The 22,897-nt window shown below is 59.1% G+C and carries 19 protein-coding genes; 5 read left to right on the forward strand and 14 right to left on the reverse strand.

Annotated features, from left to right (window positions below; genetic code table 11):
* On the reverse strand, positions 1-778 hold a 778-nt coding region (locus BM352_RS18010; RefSeq protein WP_139229869.1), incomplete at its 3' end, for an LbetaH domain-containing protein.
* A gap of 110 nt (positions 779-888) precedes the next feature.
* On the opposite strand from BM352_RS18010, the gene BM352_RS18015 reads away from it, so the two are divergent.
* Genes BM352_RS18015 through BM352_RS18030 form a run of 4 tightly spaced genes read left to right on the forward strand, consistent with a single transcriptional unit; the run spans position 889 to position 5,020 of the window.
* On the forward strand, positions 889-2,154 hold the full coding sequence (locus tag BM352_RS18015) for a nucleotide sugar dehydrogenase (protein WP_090220447.1): 1,266 nt from the start codon (positions 889-891) through the stop codon (positions 2,152-2,154).
* 10 nt (positions 2,155-2,164) lie between these two features.
* Positions 2,165-3,112, forward strand: a complete 948-nt coding sequence (locus tag BM352_RS18020; protein ID WP_090220449.1) for a Gfo/Idh/MocA family protein — start codon at positions 2,165-2,167, stop codon at positions 3,110-3,112.
* Positions 3,113-3,138: 26 nt separating this feature from the next.
* Entirely contained in the window at positions 3,139-4,257 is a 1,119-nt protein-coding gene (locus BM352_RS18025) for a DegT/DnrJ/EryC1/StrS family aminotransferase (RefSeq protein WP_175500735.1), read from the forward strand.
* The gene (locus BM352_RS18030; RefSeq protein ID WP_245781047.1) at positions 4,250-5,020 is read left to right on the forward strand and encodes a glycosyltransferase family 2 protein; all 771 of its coding nucleotides are present in this window, start codon (positions 4,250-4,252) and stop codon (positions 5,018-5,020) included. The genes BM352_RS18025 and BM352_RS18030 overlap by 8 nt, the downstream gene beginning before the upstream one ends.
* On the opposite strand, the gene BM352_RS18035 is transcribed toward BM352_RS18030, so the two are convergent.
* The 12 genes from BM352_RS18035 to BM352_RS18085 all read right to left on the reverse strand — a co-directional run bounded on the left by BM352_RS18035 (position 5,017) and on the right by BM352_RS18085 (position 19,960).
* Positions 5,017-8,748, reverse strand: coding sequence for an AMP-binding protein (locus tag BM352_RS18035; protein ID WP_090220456.1), 3,732 nt, complete (start codon positions 8,746-8,748; stop codon positions 5,017-5,019). The genes BM352_RS18030 and BM352_RS18035 overlap by 4 nt on opposite strands.
* 15 nt (positions 8,749-8,763) lie before the next feature.
* Positions 8,764-11,361, reverse strand: coding sequence for a M10 family metallopeptidase C-terminal domain-containing protein (locus BM352_RS18040; RefSeq protein ID WP_090220459.1), 2,598 nt, complete (start codon positions 11,359-11,361; stop codon positions 8,764-8,766).
* Positions 11,361-11,837, reverse strand: coding sequence for a hypothetical protein (locus BM352_RS18045; RefSeq protein WP_139229870.1), 477 nt, complete (start codon positions 11,835-11,837; stop codon positions 11,361-11,363). The genes BM352_RS18040 and BM352_RS18045 overlap by 1 nt, the downstream gene beginning before the upstream one ends.
* A 182-nt stretch (positions 11,838-12,019) precedes the next feature.
* Positions 12,020-12,784: an SDR family NAD(P)-dependent oxidoreductase gene (locus tag BM352_RS18050; RefSeq protein WP_090220463.1), complete on the reverse strand. Its 765-nt coding sequence runs from the start codon at positions 12,782-12,784 to the stop codon at positions 12,020-12,022.
* 101 nt (positions 12,785-12,885) lie between these two features.
* The gene (locus BM352_RS19255) at positions 12,886-13,020 is read right to left on the reverse strand and encodes a hypothetical protein (protein ID WP_281245139.1); all 135 of its coding nucleotides are present in this window, start codon (positions 13,018-13,020) and stop codon (positions 12,886-12,888) included.
* 2 nt (positions 13,021-13,022) lie between these two features.
* The gene (locus BM352_RS18055) at positions 13,023-14,210 is read right to left on the reverse strand and encodes a formate dehydrogenase subunit gamma (protein WP_090220465.1); all 1,188 of its coding nucleotides are present in this window, start codon (positions 14,208-14,210) and stop codon (positions 13,023-13,025) included.
* An 83-nt stretch (positions 14,211-14,293) separates the two neighbouring features.
* Entirely contained in the window at positions 14,294-14,887 is a 594-nt protein-coding gene (gene fdh3B / locus BM352_RS18060) for a formate dehydrogenase FDH3 subunit beta (protein WP_090220467.1), read from the reverse strand.
* Between the two features lie 12 nt (positions 14,888-14,899).
* Entirely contained in the window at positions 14,900-17,869 is a 2,970-nt protein-coding gene (locus tag BM352_RS18065) for a formate dehydrogenase subunit alpha (RefSeq protein ID WP_090220471.1), read from the reverse strand.
* A 70-nt stretch (positions 17,870-17,939) separates the two neighbouring features.
* The gene (locus BM352_RS18070) at positions 17,940-18,131 is read right to left on the reverse strand and encodes a twin-arginine translocation signal domain-containing protein (protein WP_090220474.1); all 192 of its coding nucleotides are present in this window, start codon (positions 18,129-18,131) and stop codon (positions 17,940-17,942) included.
* Positions 18,132-18,189: 58 nt separating this feature from the next.
* Entirely contained in the window at positions 18,190-18,798 is a 609-nt protein-coding gene (locus tag BM352_RS18075; RefSeq protein WP_090220476.1) for a TorD/DmsD family molecular chaperone, read from the reverse strand.
* Positions 18,795-19,397 carry a DUF3306 domain-containing protein gene (locus tag BM352_RS18080; RefSeq protein WP_090220478.1) on the reverse strand — a complete coding sequence of 201 codons (603 nt, stop codon included), beginning with the start codon at positions 19,395-19,397 and terminating at the stop codon, positions 18,795-18,797. Before BM352_RS18080 ends, BM352_RS18075 begins: the two co-directional genes overlap by 4 nt.
* The gene (locus tag BM352_RS18085) at positions 19,394-19,960 is read right to left on the reverse strand and encodes a DUF3305 domain-containing protein (RefSeq protein WP_090220479.1); all 567 of its coding nucleotides are present in this window, start codon (positions 19,958-19,960) and stop codon (positions 19,394-19,396) included. Before BM352_RS18085 ends, BM352_RS18080 begins: the two co-directional genes overlap by 4 nt.
* 240 nt (positions 19,961-20,200) lie before the next feature.
* Between BM352_RS18085 and BM352_RS18090 the strand changes: the two genes are divergently transcribed.
* Entirely contained in the window at positions 20,201-22,159 is a 1,959-nt protein-coding gene (locus tag BM352_RS18090) for a 4Fe-4S binding protein (RefSeq protein ID WP_090220480.1), read from the forward strand.
* Here the strand turns inward: BM352_RS18090 and BM352_RS18095 are convergent.
* Positions 22,153-22,884, reverse strand: coding sequence for a cytochrome c family protein (locus BM352_RS18095; RefSeq protein WP_090220483.1), 732 nt, complete (start codon positions 22,882-22,884; stop codon positions 22,153-22,155). The two genes, BM352_RS18090 and BM352_RS18095, sit on opposite strands and share 7 nt — an antisense overlap.
* Positions 22,885-22,897 lie beyond the last annotated feature (13 nt).

Below are 22,897 nucleotides of genomic sequence, written 5' to 3' on the forward strand. Positions count from 1 at the left end.
CGGAAACGCCGTTACTTATCGCACACTGAGGCCCAAGATAGGCCTTATCGCCGATCCGAACGCGCCCTGAAATGCTAACGTTGGAGCAGATTGTTACGTCTCTGCCAATGCTGCAGTCATGCGCGATATAGACCAGTGCGTCGACCAGACTTCCTGTCCCGATCGTGCAAAACCCGCCAAAGGTTGCTCTGCTAATCGTGCAGTTCGCCTGGATGGTCACGTGGTCTTCGATCCGGACACCGCCAGACTGTTTCAACAACCTTCGTTTCGGAGCGCCCGTTGCTTGATCAAAAGCTTCCATGCCAACCACAGTACCCGCGCCGATATAGCAGTAAGCTCCAATAATGGACCGAGGCAGGATGACGGCATTCGGGCCGATATAGGTCTGTGCACCGATAACCACGTCGCGTGCCGCTACGTAAGCCCCAGGCTCGATCACAGCGGTCGGGTCGATGCGCGAGGCGAACCCTTCCCACTGGAAGTCCTCTATTGCACTCAAGGAGTCCTGGATAAGGGCCACGGCAGCCTGCGGGGCGTCCGCTGTCGCAAGCCCGAACTGCGCAGGCACAAGCTCCGCCAGATCGGGCGGCACGACAAACGCGGCGATGCCCTCAAAGCCTTTCGCATATTCAAGATGTTCGGGCTTGGCGGCGGGCACGACCCGCGCTTCAAGGTCCGTCGGAATCTTGCCCACAAAGGCGATTTCTGCGTCCCGCAGCACCTGCAAGCCAGCACTATCCGCAAAGTTTGAAAGCGATGTCCGACGACTGGTGAACATTTGCCGGACTCCTGTCTAGGGTTTTTTTCCCAACACTATTCACCTTTTACAATTGTGGGCCATCCTTTACAAGCGCACCGGATTGAAGACCTCTAGCTACGGTGGGCCCTATGAAGGTTATCGGCATTTTGGGAATGGGATATGTAGGTATCCCATTGGCCCTTCGAATTTCCGAAACAGGAAGCAAGATTATCGGTTTTGACGTTATTCAAGACCGGATTGACGTGTTGAACTCTGGCAAAAGCCCGATCAAACACCTCCCCGACGCCGAGGTGGCACGGATGGTCACCACGGGGTTCGAAGGGACCACAGACTTCAGCCGCGCCGCTGAATGCGACGCCCTGATCATCTGCGTTCCGACGCCGCTTGACCGCTCCCGCGAGCCGGATCTGAGCTTCGTGACCGCCACCATGGATGCCATCGCACCCTATCTGCGTGCGGGTCAGTTGCTGAGCCTTGAAAGCACCACATGGCCGGGCACCACCGAAGAGGTTCTTCTGCCCTATGTGACCAAAGCGGGACTAGAGGTCGGCAAGGATTTCTTTCTGGTCTACTCGCCGGAACGCGAAGACCCGGGCAACGAGAATTTCGACACTCGGACGATCCCGAAAATCGTGGGTGGCCACACTCCTGCGTGTCTCGCCGCTGGCGAAGCGCTTTACGGTGAATTCATCGATGTCGTGGTGCCCGTAAGCTCCACCCGCGCCGCCGAAATGGTGAAGCTTCTGGAGAATATCCACCGGTCCATCAACATCGGACTGGTCAACGAGCTAAAGGTCGTCGCGGACGCCATGGGCTTGGACATCTTCGAAGTGATTGACGCTGCAAAAACAAAGCCTTTCGGGTTTACCGCCTACTATCCCGGTCCCGGAATCGGCGGGCACTGTATCCCGATCGACCCGTTCTACCTGACGTGGAAAGCGCGCGAATACGGGCTGCATACCCGCTTTATCGAGCTGGCAGGCGAGATCAACGCCGCCATGCCGCAATATGTCGTGGACAAGACCGTCCGCGCGCTCAACGAAGTCGGGAAAAGCCTCAAGGGCGCGAAAGTTCTGGCATTGGGCATCGCCTACAAACGCGATGTGGACGATATGCGCGAAAGCCCCTCGGTTTTCGTGATGGAACTGCTGCGCGACTGGGGTGCGGATGTGCATTACTGCGACCCGAACGTTCCCCATTTCCCCAAAATGCGCGAGCATAATTTTGACCTGAGCTCGGTCGATCTGACACCGGAGGTTCTGGCCGAATATGACGCGGCATTGCTGCTGACGGACCATCGGGATTTCGACTATGATCTGATCGCCAAACACGCGAAACTGGTGATCGACACGCGGGGCAAATTCCCGGACGCTGATAACGTTCGGCGAGCTTAAAGAGGTAGCTATGAAGAACTACGGACTCATCGGCGCGGCTGGCTACATCGCCCCACGTCACCTGAAAGCGATCAAGGAAACGGGCGGGACGCTTTCCTGCGCCTATGACATCAACGACAGCGTTGGAATCATGGATAGCCACTTCCCCGATGCGGCCTTCTTCACCGAATTCGAGCAGTTCGAGAATCACATCTACAACAGCCGGAGCAAGGGTGTCGGATGTGACTACATGGCGATTTGCTCGCCCAACTTTCTGCATAAGGCGCATTCCGCGTTCTCGCTGCGCGCCGGTATCGACGCCATCTGCGAAAAACCGCTTGTCCTGAACACATCCGATCTGGATGACCTTGAGCGGATCGAGAAAGAAACAGGCAAGAATATCTATTCGATCCTGCAACTCCGCCTGCACCCAGCCATCATCGCCTTGCGCGACAAGGTGGCCGCAGACACCAGCGGCAAAATCTACGATGTCGATCTGGGATATTTCACGTCCCGCGGCGCTTGGTATTATGCCAGCTGGAAAGGCTTCGAACACAAGTCAGGCGGGATCGCCACGAATATCGGCGTGCACTTCTACGACATGCTCTCGTTTATCTTCGGACCGCAGAAAACCAACATCGTGCACCATCGCGCGGACGATGCCGCAGCCGGTTACATGGAATTCGAGCGCGCACGTGTCCGTTGGGTTCTGTCGATCAATCGCAATCACCTTCCTGCCCACACTCCTGCCGGCCAGACGACGCACCGGTCGATCACTGTAGACGGTGAGGAAATTGAGTTCTCTGGCGGCTTCACTGACCTCCACACGGCCAGCTATCAGAACGTGCTGGACGGCAAAGGCTACGGCCTTGACGTGGTTCGCCCCTCAATTGAAACGGTCAGCCATATTCGCACAGCAGCGATCGAACCCAACAAGGGCGAGCAGCACCCCGACATTGCAAAAGTCATTGGCGGCTGAACCCTCACAAAACCCGGAGTCTGGAAATGCAGTTCATTGACCTTGCAGCGCAGCAACTGCGGATCAAAGACAAGATCGACGCGCGGATTGCTCAGGTTCTGGAGCATGGCGGCTACATCATGGGCCCCGAGGTCGGAGAACTCGAAACCGCGCTGTCAGCGTTCTGCGGTGCCAAACACAGTTTGACCTGTGCGAACGGCACGGATGCGTTGCTTCTGGCACTGATGGCTTTGAACGTGCGAACCGGGCAAGCTGTCCTCTGTCCGTCCTTCACCTTTGCGGCAACCGCCGAGGTTGTACCGTCCCTTGGCGCTGTTCCTGTCTTCGTGGATTGCGATCCGGACACCTACAATATTGACCCCGCCAGCCTGGAGCGGGGCATTGCCCATGCGAAAGCTCTGGGTCTGAAGCCCACGGTCGTAATTTCAGTCGACCTGTTCGGGTTGCCCGCTGACTATGATGCCATCGAGGAAATCGTCGTATCAGAAGGGCTCAAGCTGATAAGCGACAGCGCCCAAGGCTTCGGCGGCGTCTACAAGGGCCGCCAATCGGGGACCATCGGTGATTTCTGCACCACCTCGTTTTTTCCGGCCAAGCCACTGGGCTGTTACGGCGATGGCGGTGCGTTGTTCACCGAAGATGACGAGGCCGCCGAGCTGATCAAATCGTATCGGGTCCACGGAAAAGGGGGCCACAAATACGACAACCAGCGCATCGGGATGAACTCCCGTCTAGACACATTACAAGCTGCGATTCTGTGCGAGAAGCTTGCGATTTTCGCGGATGAGTTGGAGCGGCGCAACGCCGTGGCCCAACGCTACAGCTCTGCTCTGTCAAACATTCTGACAACACCCCATGTTCCCGACGGTCTCGTGTCCAGTTGGGCGCAATACACGGTCCGGCCCCGGGAAGGCCAGTCGCGCGAAGCCATTATGGAAAGCCTGAAGACCGCTGGTGTCCCGACTGCGGTGTACTATCCCCTGCCCTTGCACATGCAGACCGCCTATAAAGGGTTCCCCACAGATCCGAACGGATTGCCTGTGTCAGAGGAGATCGCGGCCAAAGTGTTCAGTCTCCCGATGCATCCATATTTGACCGCTCAGGATCAGGACAAAGTTATCAGCGCCCTTCACGATTGTGTCTGATACCAAGTCGTCACCGGACAGCAGGCCGCTGGTTTCGGTGCTCATGCCCTGTAAAAATGCGGCCGCAACGATTGCGTCCGCCATTGCGTCCGTTCAGGCGCAAACCCTGCACAACTGGGAATTGGTTGTGGCTGATGACGGCTCTGCCGACGGCTCGCAAGAAATCGTGGCGCAACTGGCAAAGGGTGATCCGCGCATAAAACTGCTTGACCATACAGGCGGCCCAAGCGGTGCCAGCGCTGCCCGAAACCGCGCACTTGATCAGGCAACGGGCCGCTATATTGCCTTTCTCGATGCCGACGATCTGTGGCTCCCTGAGAAGTTGGAAACCCAGATCGGCGAGATGCAGGCGCGATCATCAGCCTTCAGTTGCAGCGCCTATCGGGTAAGGCGGGACGGCAAGGCAGACATCGTCCGGCGGCCTCCCGCTGAAATTACACGGCAGGCTCTGCTCAACGGCAACCGCATCGGCTGTCTGACGGCCGTTTACGATAGCGCTCTGCTGGGCAAGCAACTCATGCCCGACATCCCGCTCCGGCACGATTACGCGCTTTGGCTGCATCTGTTAACGCTGACGGAAGCAGCCTTGGGCCTTCAGCAGGTTCTGGCCATTCATCACCGCCATACAGGATCGTTGAGTTCAAATGTGGGCCGCGCAAGCCTTGCCACTTGGAACATGCTGCGGACAGAAGCTGGATTAAATCCCTTGCAGGCGTCCAACACCCTTGTGCGACATTTGCTGGGCCGGCTTTTTCGCGGTTAGGCGACCCCTTGCCCAAACTTTTCGTCAGCCAACTGCGCCAATTCCCGCCAGCTACCTAGATCCTGCAGCTGATGCCGCTCAAAGGCGATTGCGCGGTCAAAGCGTTCCTCGAACAACAGCATCAGCTCCATCACATCGATAGACGTGAGGTCTGGCATCAGCGCATCTGGATCAAAAATGCGTCCTTGCCAGTACCCGCGATCGCGGGCCCAGCGACCTAATGCGGCCAAGGTTGGGTCGCCGTCAAACGTCTCTGTTTCGTCAACGACCGCAGCTTGATCCGCAGCGAAACCTGTTGCGCTGCCAAAGAGTCTTTGTTGCAGCCCTCTACGATCAACCTTGCCACTTTTGAGCTGCGGGAAGCTGGGCAAAACCAGGATGTTTTGCGGTGCTGCGTAGGCGCCAACCTGATCTTTGATGGCCCCCTTGATCCCTGCCGCCAAAGCGATCTCGTCCTCGCTTGCAGCTTCGACCGCCATCGCAAGTCGGTCACCGCTTTCAGTTTGCGACTGGAACATAATTGCTCGACTCACCCCGTCAACAGTCTCCGCCGCGCGTTCAATTGAGATGATCGAAACCCGTCGCCCCGAAATCTTGATAATTGAATCAGACCTGCCCAGCAGATCGATTTGACCATCTTCTCTCAGGATCACGTTGTCATGGACGACAACGCTGCGTGGTTCAGGTGCCGTTTCAATGGCATCGCGCAACCGGACATCGGACCAATAGCCAATCATCGCGCTGGCACCCGAGACCTCTATTGCAGAGGCCCGTTGAACGCTGTCCTCCAGATCGCCAACGGGACGGACAGTTACACCAGGTGACAGCTTCCCACCCGGGCTCCCCGAAATCTTTGACATCAGTTCAGAGTTCACATCACCAAATGAGATATAGCTGAATTCCGTCGCCCCGAAGGTGCAGTGAAGGTTCAGGTTTGGTGCTGTAACTTCCAGATCTGCAACGATCCCGGCGGGGATGCGTTCGCCCCAAAGCAAAGCGCCGCGCAAGGACTTGGGAGCAGATGACGTCCACCGCCGCGCAGCTACAAGTCCGCGCCAAACAGAGGCTGGAGCAGACAGATAGGTCAAGCCAACCTCGTCGCACCAGTTCAGATAAAGATCAGCGGTCAGGATTGTGTCTTCAGACGGCGGTGCGCAGACCGCGGCCCCACCCCTGAGGCAGGCCATCAAATCCAGCAACAAAACCGTATCCCACCGCCCGACATAGGCGACGCGTGGCGCAGCGCCCAGATCGGTTAGAACATCAAGACCTGTTCCCTCCGAATGCATATTCGCCGCCAGCACTGCCGCTTTGGGCACGCCTTCGCTGCCAGACGTATAAACAACCACAGCTGGTTGATTGGGCGCGAAGGCGGGCAGTGTTGTGGTGGGGGCGAAGCTTTCCAGAATGTCGTCCAGCGCATCCCTCGCGCCGGTGTCGTCGCAAATCAAAACCGGGCTGCTTTGGAAACGCTGCGCACCGGCGCACACTTTGCCCCATGCAGAAGCGCTGGCGACAATCAAATCCGGTGAAAAGTCATCCAGCCGCGCTTGTGTGGATTGGGTGTCCAGATCGTCTTGTATCAGCGTGACCAAACTGCCCGCAACAATCGAAGCAATTGCCATCGCCATCGCCATCGCGGATTTCGGTAGCAATAAAGCTATGCGATGCTGGTCGGCGGCGCGACGATCGGAACGGGCATGTTCGGGCTTGTCGGCTTGAAAATGCACCACCATCGACACAGCCCGTAAAATGTAGGACTGGAGTTGCTCGAAGGACAGGGTGTCCGTTGGGCCAATCAATGCCGGATGAGCAGATGCCTTCACCTTAGACGCGACCCACCCGAAAAGACTGGTTTGAGTTTCAGGGTTCGCGCTCCACTCTTCAAGGCTCAACACTTCGCGACCAACAGGCACCCCGCCGAAACGATCAAGCTCCCCGTAGACATAGGGCACTTGGCGTGTCGCACTGATCGCTCGGATTTTTCTGGCGCAGCGCTGCGTCAGCCAAAGCGATCGCGTTCCAAGTGTCCCTTGCAAAGGGGGCGCATCGACGGGGGCGATATCTAGATTCAAGGCGCCATCTTCATCAGGCCATTCGGTTGAAATGGCGATCGCTGCGCCTTTGGCAAGGGCCAGTTGAGCCGCGTAGGTTTTCAGAACATAGGGGCGAAGCAGCCAGGGAACCACACCCCGTGTCCCCGGACTTAGCAACCCGTCATTGGTGATGGTAAGCGCGCCCCCTGCCCCAAGATGATCAACAAATTTGGAGGATTGCGTCGCCGCATCCTCGGTCTGGGTGTTGATGATCTGAACTTCGACACCCTCAGCTTTCAGCTTCGTCATCGCCTTTTCATGGACATCCGCCGCAGCCACCCATGCGTGGCCCGCAACAGACATCACATTGAAACCGGCATCAGCGGCCACGATCGAGGGCGCGAAGTTCGCCAGCCCCACCCGCGCGGTATGCGTCGAATACAGCATCAAAGACCGCCCTTCCGCCCGAACGCGCGACAGGTAGGCTGCCGCCTCCGCGCTAAGTGCCGCTCGGATTTCGGACACGGCGGTTTCACCGGTGTTCAAACGCGCCTTTGCCAACAGGCCAACCGCGTTCGATTTCTCCACGCCACGGCACACTCCAGACGCATCCAACGCATCTGCCAACGGGCGGTCGTAGTCTAGGACCTGCCTCAGATCGATTTGCATCAGCGTTGGCAGGTGCTGGCAAAGCTCGTCCGGGAGGGCGCTGAAATCTACCGTGCCCAATGCCGCTTCGAAAAGCGGGAGGCTCCAAAACGCAACCATGCCCAGATCGTGGTGCCTATGTAAAAGAGCGCCTAAGTTGGTTTCGGTCCCGAAGCCGTAGCGCGAAAAGAACGAAGGTTGCTGGACCGGCGGCAGACTTTGAGCCGCCTCAAGTAGCCTGGCCCTATGGTCGGGATAGTAACGATCCGAGGCCAGCACCAAAGACGCGGCCGAAAGCGCCAGCCTCAGGTTGGTCGCTATCGTTTCAACATTCTCTTCGACGAGTGCTAATCCTTCGCCGAACAGTTCATTCACCTTGAGAATTTGTAAACTGCGGTCCAATGCCAGCGGGTCCGAAGCCGAGCGCGCAGCATCCAATCCTGTGTCGGGTCGGCCGGTGCCGCGAAACCCGTTCCAAAAGCCGACGCCTGACTTAATCGCCTCGTCCGGAAAAGCACCGACGAGCTTTTGGCCCAGTTGATCGGCCTCTGTCCGATTCTGGAGGCGCTCCAACCACTTGTAGTCCAGAAACTGGTCTTGAAACGGCGTCAGCCCCTCCACCGTTAGTTTCTCGGCTCGGAATCCATCCAGATCGTTCAGCTCCAGTCGCCGCATAAGCCGCGCGAATTCCTGTGCAGGCGTTTTCCTTGGGTAATCATCGCGCCAATAGCTGCGTGCCGCATCGCGCTTCTGGCCCAACAGTTCAAGGGTGGCGCGGCACTGTATGCCAACGTCATCGCCCCGCGCCGTTGCAAGCGGCGCGTTATCTGACATCGCAACAAGTAGGCGTCTGACAGTTTGGACCTCTGGGGTCTCGTCGTGGCCTAGCAACACCGCAACCATCGCGGCACGTGATGCAGCGTAGCTCTGGCGAAAATCAAAATAGGCGTTATCGGGAAGCGGTTTAGGAGCCTCCGTCAGAGCTGCCGCCTTGAACGAAGAACAGATGGCTTCGATCAACGCCTCAGACGGACGCCCCTTCACGAGAAGTGCCGCTTGCTAGATGAATGTCTCGGACAACAGGTTCCCGCCGCTATCAAAGACCCGATTATAGCTGTCCCACGCATATGCATCATCCACATCAAACAACACGATCTGATAGTTGCCATTGTCGTAATTGGTCAGCTTCTTGAACATGTCGCCAGAGTCATCGCGGCTCTCGACAATATTGGTCCATGACTGATCGGCATTTACATCCAATATCAGGCGGGTCTGCTCGCCGCTATCGTAATTCGTCCGCTTGTCGTAAAGATCGCCCGAGGCATTGCGGTACTCGAACAACGTGTCCCAAGAGGAACTGTCGTCGAAATCGAAAATTACGCGCAGTTGGTTGCCGCCATCGTAGTTGGTGCGCTTGTCATAGAGGTTGCCGCCCGCGTCGCGCAATTCTTGCACGGTGCTCCACGTTTGGGAGCCGTCGGTATCAAAGATAAGCCGAAGTTCATTGCCAGCGTCGTATTTGGTCCGTTTGTCGTAAAGCTCGTTTGCGCTGTCGCGATATTCGGTGATCGTGTCCCAAACCTGCGCGCTCGTGGCATCGCTGATGGTCCGGATTTGCACACCTGTGTCGTAGTTGATGCGTTCTTCATACTCTTGGTCCGCATCGTTGTAATACGTCACAATGCTTTCCCACGTGCGCGTCGATCCATAGTCCAGCATCGTCTCTCGCGACAACCCGCTGTCGTAGTTGATGGTCACCTGCGACAGGAAGCCTTCGCTGGCATACTCAAGGTGTTTCGACTCGAAACTCTCCGCCGTACCGTAATCATAGATCGATAGCGTCAAGCCACCGAGGCTGAACTCCTGAGGCGATGCCAGACCGGAGTCCAGATCAGCCGACAGCGTCGAGCTATTGGTAGAGACGATGGCCACGTTCCCGTTTGTGGAATCAACGTCGATGAAAATTCCGTCGATCAGGAAGTCAGAGCCGGATTGCGTCAGGGTGTAATTGGCGTTGCCTTCCAGATAGATGACGTCCCCAATCACCTCGCCGGTGGTCTCGTTCACGCTCGAGAACGTGTAATCCGCGACCGTGCCGTTACGGGAATTGAACATGAAGAAGTCCGTTCCGACGCCACCCATCATGACGTCACCCGCCTGACCGCCACCGTACATCAGATCACTGCCGATGCCGCCGCTTAGATCGTCATCACCGCCGCCACCTGCAAGCAGGTTGTCCGCGTCGTTGCCAGTGATCGTATCAGCGCCCGCGCCGGAAATGACAGCCTCGATGACCGTATCGGAGAAGATTGTCATGTTGCCAACAAGGCCTTCCAAATTGGAAATGGACCCCGGCGTCAGATCAATCAAGTTGTCATATGTGGAAAAGGCCAGGTTCAGAAGGTCGAGACCACCGTCATCGATAATCGTGAACGTCGCCGGATAGATTGATGTGAGCACATCGTAAACGCCACCCGCTGTGGACCCGAATCCGTAGACCGTGTTGCCATCCTGAATCGTACCCGGATCACCGTAAAGCGCCTGAATCGCTGCAATGTCCGCAATCATCGGCGTGACAGCGTAGGCGAAAGAGGCGCTAATGTTCGTGTTCTCGGATTGCGAGAAATAGGACATGATCGACATCTGCCAGCTATCATTCAGATAGTTGTTATCAATGCCAAATGTCGCGTTCCCGTTGTAGTTGCCACCGTGGCCCAAACCAAGCGTGTGTCCGATTTCGTGGATGTAGGTTTGCAAGGAATTGGTTGCGTAGTCGATATAGACGTCATTCGCACCAGGCCCGGTCGATTCCCAATCGAATGCAATCCAGTCCGACCCGATGTTGATTTCGGCATCCGTAATCTTGTTGCTCCCGTTGGTGCCAAAAGTCGCGTAGGCACTTCCAAGGTCGTTGTCGTCGAAAATAATGCCGAAGTCGCCGGAGTTCAGATCGGCCAAAACGAACTCGATGCCGGAAACCAGTGTCCAAGCTTCAAGGGCTGCCAAGGCGAACGCCACGCCGCCTTTGTCCAATCCGCTTAGATCGACCGGGATCTCGTCTCCCGCTACGACATCCCACATTGCTGGTGTCGCGCTGCTAGAGCCGTTGGACCATTCCCAGTAGTCCACTGTCAGCTGTGTTACGACTTCAGCGACCGTGTATTCCTCCAAAGGCGCTGGAATCGAGATGTCGGTGCTCAATGTATAAGACCCGGCGCTATCCCCGAAATAGTCCTCGACGGCGACATAATAGGTCTGTGTAGATCCCGTGTTATTAACGAAGTTCAGGGTCGAGCTATCCGCCGTAAAACTGGATTCACCGGACACAAAAGCGCCGTTACTATCCAGCAGGAACAGTGTAGGGTCCTCTACTGCGCCCGCGCCAAAAGCGCCCATGAAAACAGTGGCGGCCTCACCGTCATCAAGGACGATCCGGACCCAATCCGAGTCACCGACAGTCCCGATCGAGCCGTAAAGAACGTCCCCGTCTTCAAGTGTCATGGTGGTTGAGATGGACGCAGCAATGTCCGTCGTTTCAGTGTACGTGGAATTTGCATACAAGGGGCCGCTATCTGCGGAGCTATTGGTTTCTACCTCGTGATCGTGACCGTCAGATCGCGCGCCGCCAGTCTCATGTGCATGAACAGAAGTAGACATTATTTATCACCCTTTTGTAGAGGCCGGTCTCCAGACCGGATGGAACTAGATAAATCCGCAGCAATGCGGCTCTGAGAAAGCAGCGACGCAAAAAGACCGCTAAATTTTATTTGATCTGAGCCGCCGTCAACCATGACACGCCGGCGGGTCACGGGATCGCCCATTTTGGTATCGCCCGCAGCCACCCATGACAGATGGCCTTCGACTGTGGTCCTAGACAGCTCGTCCAAACGAAGCTGGACAGTCACTGCACCTATATCTGTGGCCCCGGACTGCTTGATGAGAACTGGACGCCCGGTCCGCTCTTCCAAAAGATTTGCAAACAAACCGCAGGCGTCAATTTCAGAAGTAATGTTGCCGGAGCATTCAACAATGACAGGTGGCTGCATGGCTACCTTCTTCGACAATGCGGGAACGCCTGAAACAGATGCCGCAAAAATGGTCGCGGATAGCAGCATAAGACATCCCAGTTTCATTTCTTCATAATAAATTAACCGTTCAGGCCTTAGCAATGGAATAAACCCGAACGAGGCTTCCGGTCTCTATAATTAAGAAATAAGACGAAAACACGAAAAACTGGCCGTTTTTCGGCCTTATTTCCAAGGGACTCGAGATAAAAAAGTATCTCGGCAAAAATCCCCAAAAAAACTCCGACCGCTTACCGTGGCGGCAAGCGCACCGCCCCGTCCAAACGGATGGTGGTCCCGTTCAGATAGGGATTCTCTACGATCTGGCTGGCCATCAAGGCGAACTCGCGGGGATCGCCAAGCCGGGTCGGGAACTGGATATCAGACGTGATCTTTTGGGTCACCTCGTCTGGCAGGCCTTCCATCATCGGGGTGTGAAACAGGCCCGGCGCGATGGCAACCACGCGGATCGCGTTGCGCGCGAACTCCCGCGCGGCGGGCAAACACAGCGCTGCTACCGCCCCCTTGGAGGCTGCATAAGCCGCCTGCCCGACCTGCCCGTCCTGCCACGCGACGGACGAAGTATTGATGACCACCCCCCGTTCCCCTGTGTTGGTCAGCTCCAGCTTTTCCATCCGCACGGCGGCATGGCTCATCACGTTATAAGTGCCGAACAGGTTGACGCGCAGGGTCCGCTCGAACACGTCGATCGACAGCTTGCTTTCCCGTCCGACGATGCGCGCTGCCGGTGCTATTCCGGCGCAATTGACGACGATACGCGGAGCGCCACCAAGCTGGTCCACCGCCGCGTCGAACGCGGCGTCGACGGCACCCGCATCGGACACGTCAGCTTGTACCGCGCAGCCGCCGATTTCGTCTGCCACGGCTTGCGCTCGCGGCAAATCAAAGTCCAACACCGCAACGCGGGCGCCTTTTTGGGTGAGCAGGCGCGCCGTTGCCGCCCCTAGACCACTACCACCACCGCTTACCAACGCCAAAGAGCCAGAAATTTCCATGGGACACCTAAATTTTTTATATTTATCAATGCATTAGCAAGGATTATAGATCACTCGAACGCTGGCCCACAAGTGGGCCAATCGCCAACGAGCCCGCTGCCTTACCCGTCGTCTCCGACGCGTGCGTTCGGGCTGGTTGTGGTTGTTTCAGCCGAGAAGTTCATCCCCTTGAGGATGAGGTTCATGCCAACGGTTATGACAACCGCTGCGCAGAGTGCTGCGATAAACGCTTTCATGCTCAGGCCTCCTTCGCTGCTGCTGCGGGCTCTTTGGTTTTGACTTCTTCAACCCAAAGACTGTGGTGCTCGCGGGCCCATTGCTCTTCCACTTGGCCGGAGCCCATGGCGTCAAAGGCGCCCTCCATCCCGACAGACCCGATATAGATATGGGCAAAGACAATCGCGATCAGAACCAGAGATACGATGGCATGCCACAGTTGGGCGAATTGCATTTCCTCTTGCGGTGTCAGGGTCGTGGGCAGCTCCGCCAGACCGACCCAACCCGGCGCACCAATTGCATTCAGTTTCGCAAATGTGGGCGCGAACAGCTGTAGGTCGAACGGGAACAGCAACGACACGCCAGTCAGCGAAATGGACCCCCCAAGAAGGATCACCGACCAGAAAATCAGCTTCTGGCCCGCGTTGAACTTCTTGGCCGGAGGATGCCCCTTGGTGAAGATGCCGCCGCCTTTGGCCAACCAATTCAGATCGGTGCGGTCCGGCAGGTTATGCACCACCCAGACCACAAAAATGATGACCAACGCCACGATGAACGCCCACGAAATGTTGTTGTGAACCCATTTCGACCCGATCGCGATGGTCGAAAACGCGTCATGCCCGAAGTTGGGGATCAACACTTTCCGCCCGAACAGCGAAATCAGGCCGGTCAGCCCCAGCACAAGAAATGATACGGCCAGCAGCCAATGACCAAACCGCTCGAACGCCTTGAAACGCTCGATCTTGCGGCCGGTCTTTTCGCCATCGATGCGGATACGGCCGCGGATCAGATAAAACAGCGCCAGCAGCACCAATGTGCCAGCCAGCAAGTAGCCGCCATAGGTCAGCAGCGGGCCTTCGCGGAACTCGAGCCACCACATGCCGCCATCTTGGATTAGCGTCTCCGCGGCAGGGCCGCGCGACTGCGTGGTAATGTCGGCACTGCCATAACGGAACGCACGCCACAGCTCAGGGTCGGACGATCCGCCAAGGGTTCCCAACTGGCCGGTCGTGGGCGCGGCACGGGCTGGATCGCCTGTCGCGTCACTGCGGAAGCTGTCGTCAATCGCCTGACCCGCCTGCCGCGCCAGAATATCTTCAAGCGTTTGGGCACCACCCGTGCTGGCGCGAGAATCCGCGACTCCGTCCTGCGCGGCGACGGGGCCAAGAAGGGCAAAGACAGAGAACAGGATGATCAGCATAAAGCGCATCGGGTGCTTCCTTGCATGTAAATCAAAAATGGGACGGCCCAGATTGAGCCGCCCCTGATGTCTCAAATCACAAAGCGGCGGTGTCAGCCACCCTTTTGATCATAGGCAGTGCCCCAACCCCAAGCGCCGGACCCGAACCCACGGGCGACGACGCGCTCGCGGTAGATGCCCGACACCACGTCACCGTCACCGGCAAGCAGGGCCTTGGTAGCGCACATTTCGGCGCAGATGGGCAGCTTGCCCTCGGCGATCCGGTTGCGGCCGTATTTGGAGAACTCCGCGTTCGAGTTGTTCTCTTCAGGGCCACCGGCGCAGAAGGTGCACTTGTCCATCTTGCCGCGCGAGCCGAAGTTGCCCGCTTGCGGATATTGCGGCGCACCGAACGGGCACGCATAGAAGCAATAGCCGCAGCCGATGCAGAGGTCCTTGGAGTGCAGCACCACACCGTCATCGGTCTGGTAGAAGCAGTCCACAGGGCACACCGCCATGCAGGGCGCGTCCGAGCAGTGCATACACGCGACCGAGATCGACCGCTCCCCCGGTTTGCCGTCATTGATCGTGACGACCTTCCGGCGGTTGATGCCCCAAGGCACTTCGTGCTCGTTCTTACACGCGGTGACGCAGGCGTTGCATTCAATGCAGCGTTCAGCGTCGACGAGGAATTTTGCTCTAGCCATCGTCAGTCTCCCTTATGCTGTCCAGATTTTGCAAAGAGTCGCTTTGGTCTCTTGCATCTGGGTTACGCTGTCATAGCCATAGGTCTGGGCGGTGTTGGTGGATTCACCCAGAACGATCGGATCTGCGCCTTCGGGGTATTTGTCCCTCAGGTCCTTGCCCTCGAAATGGCCGCCGAAGTGGAACGGCATGAAGGCCACGCCCTCGCCGACCCGTTCGGTCACCATCGCCATCACCTTGACCTTGCCGCCTTCCGGGCCTTCGACCCAGACTTGCGCGCCGTCACGCACGCCAAGGTTGTTGGCGTCGCGGGTGTTGATCTCGACGAACATGTCTTGCTGCAGTTCCGCAAGCCACGGGTTGGAGCGCGATTCGTCGCCGCCCCCCTCATATTCGACCAGTCGACCCGAGGTCAGGATGATCGGGTAATCCTTCGAGAAGTCGTTCTTCTGGATGGAGGCGTACATGGTCGGCACCCGCCAGAAGGTCTTGTCCTCGTAGGTTGGATAGTCGGCCACCAGATCGCGCCGGTTGGAGTAGAGCGGCTCGCGGTGGACCGGCACCGGATCAGGGAAGGTCCAGACCACGGTCCGTGCCTTGGCGTTGCCAAATGGCGCACAGCCATGCTTGATCGCCACCCGCTGGATACCGCCGGACAGGTCGGTCTTCCAGTTCACGCCGCCAACTTTCGAAGCGTAATCCGAGGGCAACTCGCCCGTCTGGCTGGTTTCCCCGACCTCTTCACCGCCGGGGCGGGTGTCGCGGAAGCCCGAGACCCATTCGATCGTCGCACGCTCTTGCGCGGTCAGGTCGCCGTCCCAGCCCAGATCAATCAACATTTGCATGGTGAACTCTGGGTAGCCGTCCTGGATTTCCGAGCCGGGGTTATACACCCCTTCGGCCAGAAGGTTGTCGCCATCGCGCTCCACGCCAAAACGGGCGCGGAAGGTCAGACCACCGTCGGCAACCGGCAGCGACATATCATAGAGGTTCGCAGTGCCGGGGTGGTTCATCTCGGCGGTGCCCCATGATGGCCATGGCAGACCGTAGTAGTCCCCGTCGGCTGGCCCGCCCACAGCCCGCAAAGTGGTGCGGTCGAAGGTGTGCTGGTTCGCCATGTGCATTTTCATCCGCTCCGGCGACTGGCCGGTATAGCCGATGGTCCACATGCCGCCGTTAAACTCGCGGGTGATGTCCTCGACATTCGGCTCGCCGCCCTCATCAATCGCGATGTTGCGGAAGATGCGGTCATGGAAACCGAACTTCTCGGCAAACATGGCCATGATCGTGTGATCCGGCAGCGATTCAAACAGCGGCTCCACAACACGGTCACGCCATTGCAGCGACCGGTTGGACGCGGTGACGGAGCCACGGGTTTCGAACTGCGTACAAGCGGGCAGTAGGTAGACGCCGTCGGTCCGGTCATGCAGCACGGCCGAGACGGTTGGGTACGGGTCCACCACGACAAGCATGTCGAGCTTCTCCATCGCTGTCTTCATCTCTTTCATGCGAGTCTGGGAGTTCGGCGCGTGGCCCCAAAGCACCATCGCCCGCGTGTTGTCAGGCTGTTGCAGGTTGGCTTTGTCTTCCAGAACGCCGTCAATCCAGCGGCTGACCGGAATGCCGGTCAGGTTCATCATCGCCGTGTCGCCGAAAGTGGCATCCGAGAAGCGGCCCTTCAGCCAGTCCAGATCCTCTTCCCACACACGGGCCCAGTGCGCCCAAGAGCCCGCCGACAAGCCGTAATAGCCCGGCAGAGTGTCTGCCAGAACGCCAAGGTCAGTTGCACCCTGCACGTTATCGTGGCCGCGGAAAATGTTGGTGCCGCCACCGGCGGTGCCCATGTTGCCCAAGGCCAGCTGCAACACGCAATACGCGCGCGTGTTGTTGTTGCCGTTGGTGTGCTGCGTGCCACCCATGCACCAGATCACGGTGCCGGGGCGGTTGTTGGCCAGCGTGCGGGCGACCCGCTCCAGCTGCGAGCCGGGGGCGCCAGTGACGCGCTCAACCTCTTCTGGGTTCCACTTCGCAACTTCTTCCTTGATCTGGTCCATGCCCCAAACACGGGTGCGGATGAACTCTTTGTCCTCCCAGCCGTTCTCGAAGATGTGCCACAGGATGCCCCAGACCAGCGCCACGTCAGAGCCGGGCCGGAAGCGGACATACTCATCAGCATGGGCCGCCGTGCGGGTGAAGCGAGGGTCGCACACGATCAGCGGCGCGTTGTTCTCTTCCTTGGCTTTCAGCATGTGCAGAAGCGACACAGGGTGCGCCTCGGCAGGGTTGCCGCCGATCAGGAAGATCGCCTTGGAGTTGTGGATGTCGTTGTAGCTGTTGGTCATGGCGCCGTAGCCCCATGTGTTCGCCACACCGGCCACAGTGGTGGAGTGACAAATCCGCGCTTGGTGGTCGACGTTGTTGGTGCCCCAATACGCGGCGAACTTGCGGAACAGGTAAGCCTGCTCGTTGTTGTGTTTAGCCGATCCAAGCCAGTAGACCGAGTCCGGCCCGCTTTCGTCACGGATCTTCATCATGCCGTCGCCGATCTCGTTGATCGCGGTCTCCCAGCTGATGCGAACCCATTCGCCATTCTCTTTTTTCATCGGGTATTTCAGGCGACGCTCGCCGTGGGCGTGTTCACGGACCGCAGCCCCTTTCGCGCAATGCGCGCCAAGGTTGAACGGGCTGTCCCAGCCTGGCTCTTGTCCGGTCCACACACCGGCATCGACTTCCGCGACCACGGTGCACCCGACAGAGCAGTGGGTACAAACCGACTTGATCGTCTCGACCGCTGTACGTGCTGCCGTTTGCGCCGTCGCCGGAGCAATGGTGCCACCGGTTGCCGCAATTGCCGTCAGCCCGCCAATGGCCAAACCGGAGCCGCGCAGAAACGTCCGGCGGTCAACCGACTTGGCTGCCACCTGTGCCACCATCGAGGGCCGCTGCCCCCGCGTTGCGACACGAGTTGTCTTTTTCCTCAGCATGTCTTTCCTCCCTTTCCCGCCACCGTGCCCCTGTGGGCCAGCCTACGGGTAACTACCGTTTGCGCGCCGATCAGAAGCGGGCGCTGTCGAAATAAGCCCGCGTGTGCGCGGTGTCCTGCATCGTGTCAGATGACAGGTCGGGCACTGCGGGGCCCGCTTCTGCGGCGGTGCCAGTTGCCGCGGCCGCCAGGGCCGCTGGTGCGGCTGTGCCCGCCAGCTTCAGAAAATCGCGTCGGCTTTTGCCTTCGGTCTTGTCGCTCATGGGATGTCTCCCCTTTCTGGTTTTGGCGGGCATCCCCGCCGGTGAGTTGGCAGACCCGTCAGCCTGCCGTCATACGAAACGCTTCTTTCTCGATCTCCATGAAGGCTTTGCCCACTGCCCCGACGGACGCGTAGAGAACGGATGTTTTGGCGGCTTCCAGGTCCGAAAAGAAATGCGGGGCCCAAACGCCGATATGGGTGTTGAAGAATGTCTTTTGCTGATCCAGCGACGCAGGCGCCCCGAAGCGCCCGACGATCATGCCGCCCATCATTTCCATCAAGGACGCGATGTTGTCCTCCGGCTCGAACACGTTCGGCGCACGGCTCATCCGCAGCGACGCCATGTCCTTGCGCAGACGCGCCAGCGGCTTTTCGTTCAGGAAGCCGGTCAGGTAGTAACTTGCATAGGGCAGCAACTCGCCACGGCCCAACCCGATGAACAGTGCATTGTATTCGGCCTGCACGCCACGTGGCTTGCTGACATTTGCCACGCGGGCAAGGCTGGTGATCGCCTGACCCAAAGCGCTGTCGTCGCCGTTCAGCGAAGCGGTCTGGGACAGCAGCATCTCGTCAGGGGGGCCAGCCAGCAACAGGCCAAGGAAATTGTAGAGATCGGCCCGCAGGCGATCTTCCTCGGCAATCTGCAGATCCGCGGTTGCGGTGGTCATGCAACGTCCCCTTCGAAATGGAACTGCATCCGGCGTGGGGCGGGCGCAGTTTCTTCGGTCTCAGCTTCAGCCAACTCAAATGGCGCTTCGACCTCGCGCGCGGTGTCAGCCTCGCCTTCCGGCGCGTCCTCGGCAACTACGACCTTAGTCGCATCTTCGGGCACAGCCTCGTCGTCATCTGCCGCATCGGCCAACGCCTTTTGGCGGGCCATCTCCTCGACATGGGCAAGCAATCCCTTACCCACTTGGTAGGTCGTTTTGATCGGGCCGTTACCAGTGCTGCCGGTCAGGTAGTCGTCGTCATAGTCGTTCAACCCGTCGACGCAGGCCAACACAGGATTGCTGCGCCACAGTTTGCGTAAGGCGCGGTTGCGCAAATGCTGCGGCACGGCTTTCACCATGAACGCTGCAAAATCGTCACCCGCCTGCAAGCTGTCGGGGTCGGGCAAGTCCAGCATTTCCAGAATCTCGGCATCCGTCTGCGGCGCGTCTTCTTGATCTTGCGCGGTCTCGGCGACGATCGCGGCTTCCGCCTCGGCCTCGGCTTCCTGTTTGACGCCAGCAAGGCGGCGCGCCCAGAAGGAGCGTTCTTGCGTCATTGCGCGACCTCCTTCTTGGAGGTCGGTGCGCGGTAGACGTCAGAGGTCTGCGCGATGCGGGGATCGCCGATGCCATCCTCTTTCCCGTCAACGCGATTCTTGTTGCGGCGGCGTTTGACGAACGCTTCCTCTTCATAGTGGCGTTCGACGAAATCGCGGACCCATGCCAACATGCCCACAGGCATCTGCACCTTCTCAACAATCTCCTCGCCGGAATCCTCATAATCCTGCGCCTCGTAAGGCGACGCGGTAATCAGCACGACATTGAGCGGGGTGTCAGACGCGGTCCCGTCGCGGCGCATCACAACATAGACGGAAGGCTGGCGCGTGCCCAGTTCGTGCACGTAAGCCTCTGCGTCAGACACATAAAGAGTGAGGTCGCGGGTGGCGGCGTGATACTCGGTGACGTTATCTTCGCTGCGCAGCATTTTCCAATCCGCAGGCCCGGCCCCTGGCAGCACGCCAACAGCCTGCCAGGCCCATTGGGCCCAGCGGGTTACACCTGGTGATTTGCGAATGACGATGCCGACCGGTATCGACTCCGACTGCGGGTATACGAACATTAGCCCCCCTTGTGACGAGGAGATTGCAACAAGAGTCGGATTCCTCAAAGAAGTTTTTGTATGCCGTCGCGCACAATTTGACCTTTTGCTATGTGTTAACATGCGCCGAGCACCCAAAAAATCCCGACAAACTTCGCCGCGCTTATGGGAAAGCTCCTTTACCTTCCGCGCAAATCTTGGATAGCTGTCCTGCGGGAGGCGCACGACGGCACATGCCGACGCGCAGAAAGCGGGAGCCAGATGGCCAAAACTTTGATGATTTGCGACTGCTTGGGGAGCCAGCCGATTGACGGCAAGGCCCTGTCCGAGGCGACGGGGCTGCCCTGTTCACGCCCCTTTACCAGCTTGTGCGCTGCGCAGCAAAACGACGCCGCCGCCGCAATTGAAGCGGGCGAGGTGATGATCGCCTGCCAACAGGAAGCCCCGCGCTTCGCCGCCTTGGCAGAGGAACTCGGCGCGCCGGAGCCGGCATTCGTCGACATTCGGGACCGCGCTGGCTGGTCCGACGAGGCCGCAAGCGCCGCCCCTAAGATGGCCGCCCTGGTGGCAGAAGCCGCCCTGCCCCGCCCTATGCCCAAAAGCGTCGATGTCGTCTCCGAAGGCACATGCCTGATTCTTGGCGCGTCCGATGTCGCGTTCACAGTGGCGCAACAACTGGCCGACATTCTGGCGATCACCATTTTGATGCCATCGGGCGCAGAGATCGAAACCGCCGCAGGCTTTGACACGGTCACCGGTTCGCTGCGCAGCGCCAGCGGCACGCTTGGGCATTTCGACATTCGCATTGATGCGCTGCAACAAGTCATCCCGGGCGGGCGCGGCGCGGTGCAACTGACGCCACCGCGCGACAATGCGCAGTCGCAATGTGACGTCATCCTAGATCTGCGCGGCGAAGGCCCACTGTTTTCCGCAGATGACAAACGCGACGGCTACCTGCGCGCCGATCCTGGCAGCCAACCTGCGGTGGCAAAGGCGGTGCTGGCCGCATCGCAAATGGTCGGCACCTTCGAAAAGCCGCTTTACGTGCGGACGGAGCCAAGCCTCTGCGCCCATTCCCGCGCCGAGCAACCCGCATGTTCGCGCTGTCTGAACCTGTGTCCGACGGGGGCCATCACCTCGGCCGGAGATCACGTCACCATCGATCCGATGATCTGCGCCGGATGCGGTGCCTGTGCGGCGGTCTGCCCGTCGGGCGCGATTGCCTATGATGCGCCCACAACCGATGACACCTTCCGCCGGATCAACACCTTGGCCACGACCTTCCGCAAAGCAGGGGGCACCGCCCCACGCCTGTTGGTCCATGACGAAGATCACGGCGCCGAGATGATCCGCCTTGCCGCCCGTTTCGGGCGCGGCTTGCCTGCCGATGTGATCCCGCTGGAGGTCAGCGCATTGGCCGCCTTTGGTCACGCCGAGATGCTGGCCGCCCTTGCTGCCGGATTTGCCTCCGTCACCATGCTGATCAGCCCGAAGACCGAACGCGAGGCCCCCGACAGCGAGGCCGCGCTGGCACTTGCGTTGGCCGGCCGCGACACGGCGGTGACTCTCATTGACGCCACTGATCCTGACCAGTTGTCCGACACGCTCTATGCCGAAGCCGCCGCGAAGCCTGTGACCACCCCTGCCCTGCCCATGGGCACGCGGCGGCAGGTGGCACGCCTTGCCGCAAAGACCTTGCAGCCCGAGGCCGAAACCGTGGCCCTTCCCGCTGGCGCACCCTATGGCGCGGTCGTGGTCGATACCGACGCCTGCACCCTGTGCCTGTCTTGCGTGTCGCTATGCCCGTCCGGCGCACTCGGCGACAATCCCGACATGCCGCAGCTGCGTTTTCAGGAAGATGCCTGCCTGCAATGCGGATTGTGCAGCAACATCTGCCCCGAAAACGCGATCACGCTGACCCCGCAGATGGACCTGACCGACGCCGCCTTCACCCAAACCGTCCTGCACGAGGAAGAGCCTTTTGCCTGCATCGAATGCGGCGAACTGTTCGGGGTGAAATCCACGGTTGAGAAGATCACCGAGAAGCTCGCGGGCAAGCACGCCATGTTCAAAAATTCGCAGGCCGCGCGGATGATCCAGATGTGCGACAATTGCCGGATCAACGCGCAATATCATTCAGAGAACAACCCCTTCGCAGGCGGCGAGCGCCCGAAACCGCGCACCACCGACGACTATCTCAGCAAGCGGCGGGATCACTGACTTTGGATCGGGGCACCCAGATCGGCAGGCGGCAGCGTCGCGACGAAGGCCAAAATGGCCTCAAGGTCGCCTTGCGTGATCTCCAGCGGCACGATGGGCGACGGGCGGCTGGGGTCGAACGCGGGGGTGATCTCCGCGACCTGAGTAAAGCTGGGATGCGGGTTCAGAACGTAGAAGCTGGAAAACCGCTCCTCCCAATTGTCCAAAGTGCGCAGCATCCCGAAGGATGGCGTGGCCCCCATGCCTTTCATCCGGTTGGTCTCGTTGATTACGTGGCAGCGCCCGCAATGGGCAAAGCTCAACTTTTCGCCCTGCACGGGGTCGCCGTCGAACGTGATCTCGACCTTTGCCACAACAGGGGCAACATCGCTGGTAAACAGCGCGGCCCCGTCCCGCTGGAAGGCCGCAATGGTGTTGCGCCCCACGTCGGAGCGCAGCCAGCCCTCGAACTTCGCCGCGCCCGCATGTCCGTCATGCTGCAAGGCCCAGACCTGTCCCAGCCCTGCAAAGACCGGCACACCATCCGCCCCCAAGGTCGCATCAGCGGGATCAGTTTCCGCCACGCGGGCGACGCGAACACCGTGCTTGAGCGAAAATCGCGGCAGGATATGCTGCATAAATCCGCTTTGCTCCAACGCGGCGGGCACGGCGAGGCGAAAGCCGCTATCCTGCGCCGAAACGGCGGCGGGCATCATCAAAACCAGTATCACAAAAATCAGTCGCATCCGCGCCCTCCGT

This window comes from Litoreibacter janthinus, assembly GCF_900111945.1.
GTDB classification, from domain to species: Bacteria; Pseudomonadota; Alphaproteobacteria; order Rhodobacterales; family Rhodobacteraceae; genus Litoreibacter; species Litoreibacter janthinus.

What these genes read in the sequence shown, in the direction of transcription:
- BM352_RS18075 (WP_090220476.1), bottom strand. Translation starts at nt 18,798, where the DNA reads ATGACCACCGCAACCGCGGATCTGCAGATTGCCGAGGAAGATCGCCTG.
- BM352_RS18095 (WP_090220483.1), bottom strand. Translation starts at nt 22,884, where the DNA reads ATGCGACTGATTTTTGTGATACTGGTTTTGATGATGCCCGCCGCCGTT.
- BM352_RS18025 (WP_175500735.1), top strand. Translation starts at nt 3,139, where the DNA reads ATGCAGTTCATTGACCTTGCAGCGCAGCAACTGCGGATCAAAGACAAG.
- BM352_RS18050 (WP_090220463.1), bottom strand. Translation starts at nt 12,784, where the DNA reads ATGGAAATTTCTGGCTCTTTGGCGTTGGTAAGCGGTGGTGGTAGTGGT.
- BM352_RS18040 (WP_090220459.1), bottom strand. Translation starts at nt 11,361, where the DNA reads ATGTCTACTTCTGTTCATGCACATGAGACTGGCGGCGCGCGATCTGAC.
- BM352_RS18045 (WP_139229870.1), bottom strand. Translation starts at nt 11,837, where the DNA reads ATGAAACTGGGATGTCTTATGCTGCTATCCGCGACCATTTTTGCGGCA.
- BM352_RS18065 (WP_090220471.1), bottom strand. Translation starts at nt 17,869, where the DNA reads ATGCTGAGGAAAAAGACAACTCGTGTCGCAACGCGGGGGCAGCGGCCC.
- BM352_RS18055 (WP_090220465.1), bottom strand. Translation starts at nt 14,210, where the DNA reads ATGCGCTTTATGCTGATCATCCTGTTCTCTGTCTTTGCCCTTCTTGGC.
- BM352_RS18085 (WP_090220479.1), bottom strand. Translation starts at nt 19,960, where the DNA reads ATGTTCGTATACCCGCAGTCGGAGTCGATACCGGTCGGCATCGTCATT.
- BM352_RS18090 (WP_090220480.1), top strand. Translation starts at nt 20,201, where the DNA reads ATGGCCAAAACTTTGATGATTTGCGACTGCTTGGGGAGCCAGCCGATT.
- BM352_RS19255 (WP_281245139.1), bottom strand. Translation starts at nt 13,020, where the DNA reads ATGAAAGCGTTTATCGCAGCACTCTGCGCAGCGGTTGTCATAACCGTT.
- BM352_RS18020 (WP_090220449.1), top strand. Translation starts at nt 2,165, where the DNA reads ATGAAGAACTACGGACTCATCGGCGCGGCTGGCTACATCGCCCCACGT.
- BM352_RS18070 (WP_090220474.1), bottom strand. Translation starts at nt 18,131, where the DNA reads ATGAGCGACAAGACCGAAGGCAAAAGCCGACGCGATTTTCTGAAGCTG.
- BM352_RS18015 (WP_090220447.1), top strand. Translation starts at nt 889, where the DNA reads ATGAAGGTTATCGGCATTTTGGGAATGGGATATGTAGGTATCCCATTG.
- fdh3B (WP_090220467.1), bottom strand. Translation starts at nt 14,887, where the DNA reads ATGGCTAGAGCAAAATTCCTCGTCGACGCTGAACGCTGCATTGAATGC.
- BM352_RS18080 (WP_090220478.1), bottom strand. Translation starts at nt 19,397, where the DNA reads ATGACGCAAGAACGCTCCTTCTGGGCGCGCCGCCTTGCTGGCGTCAAA.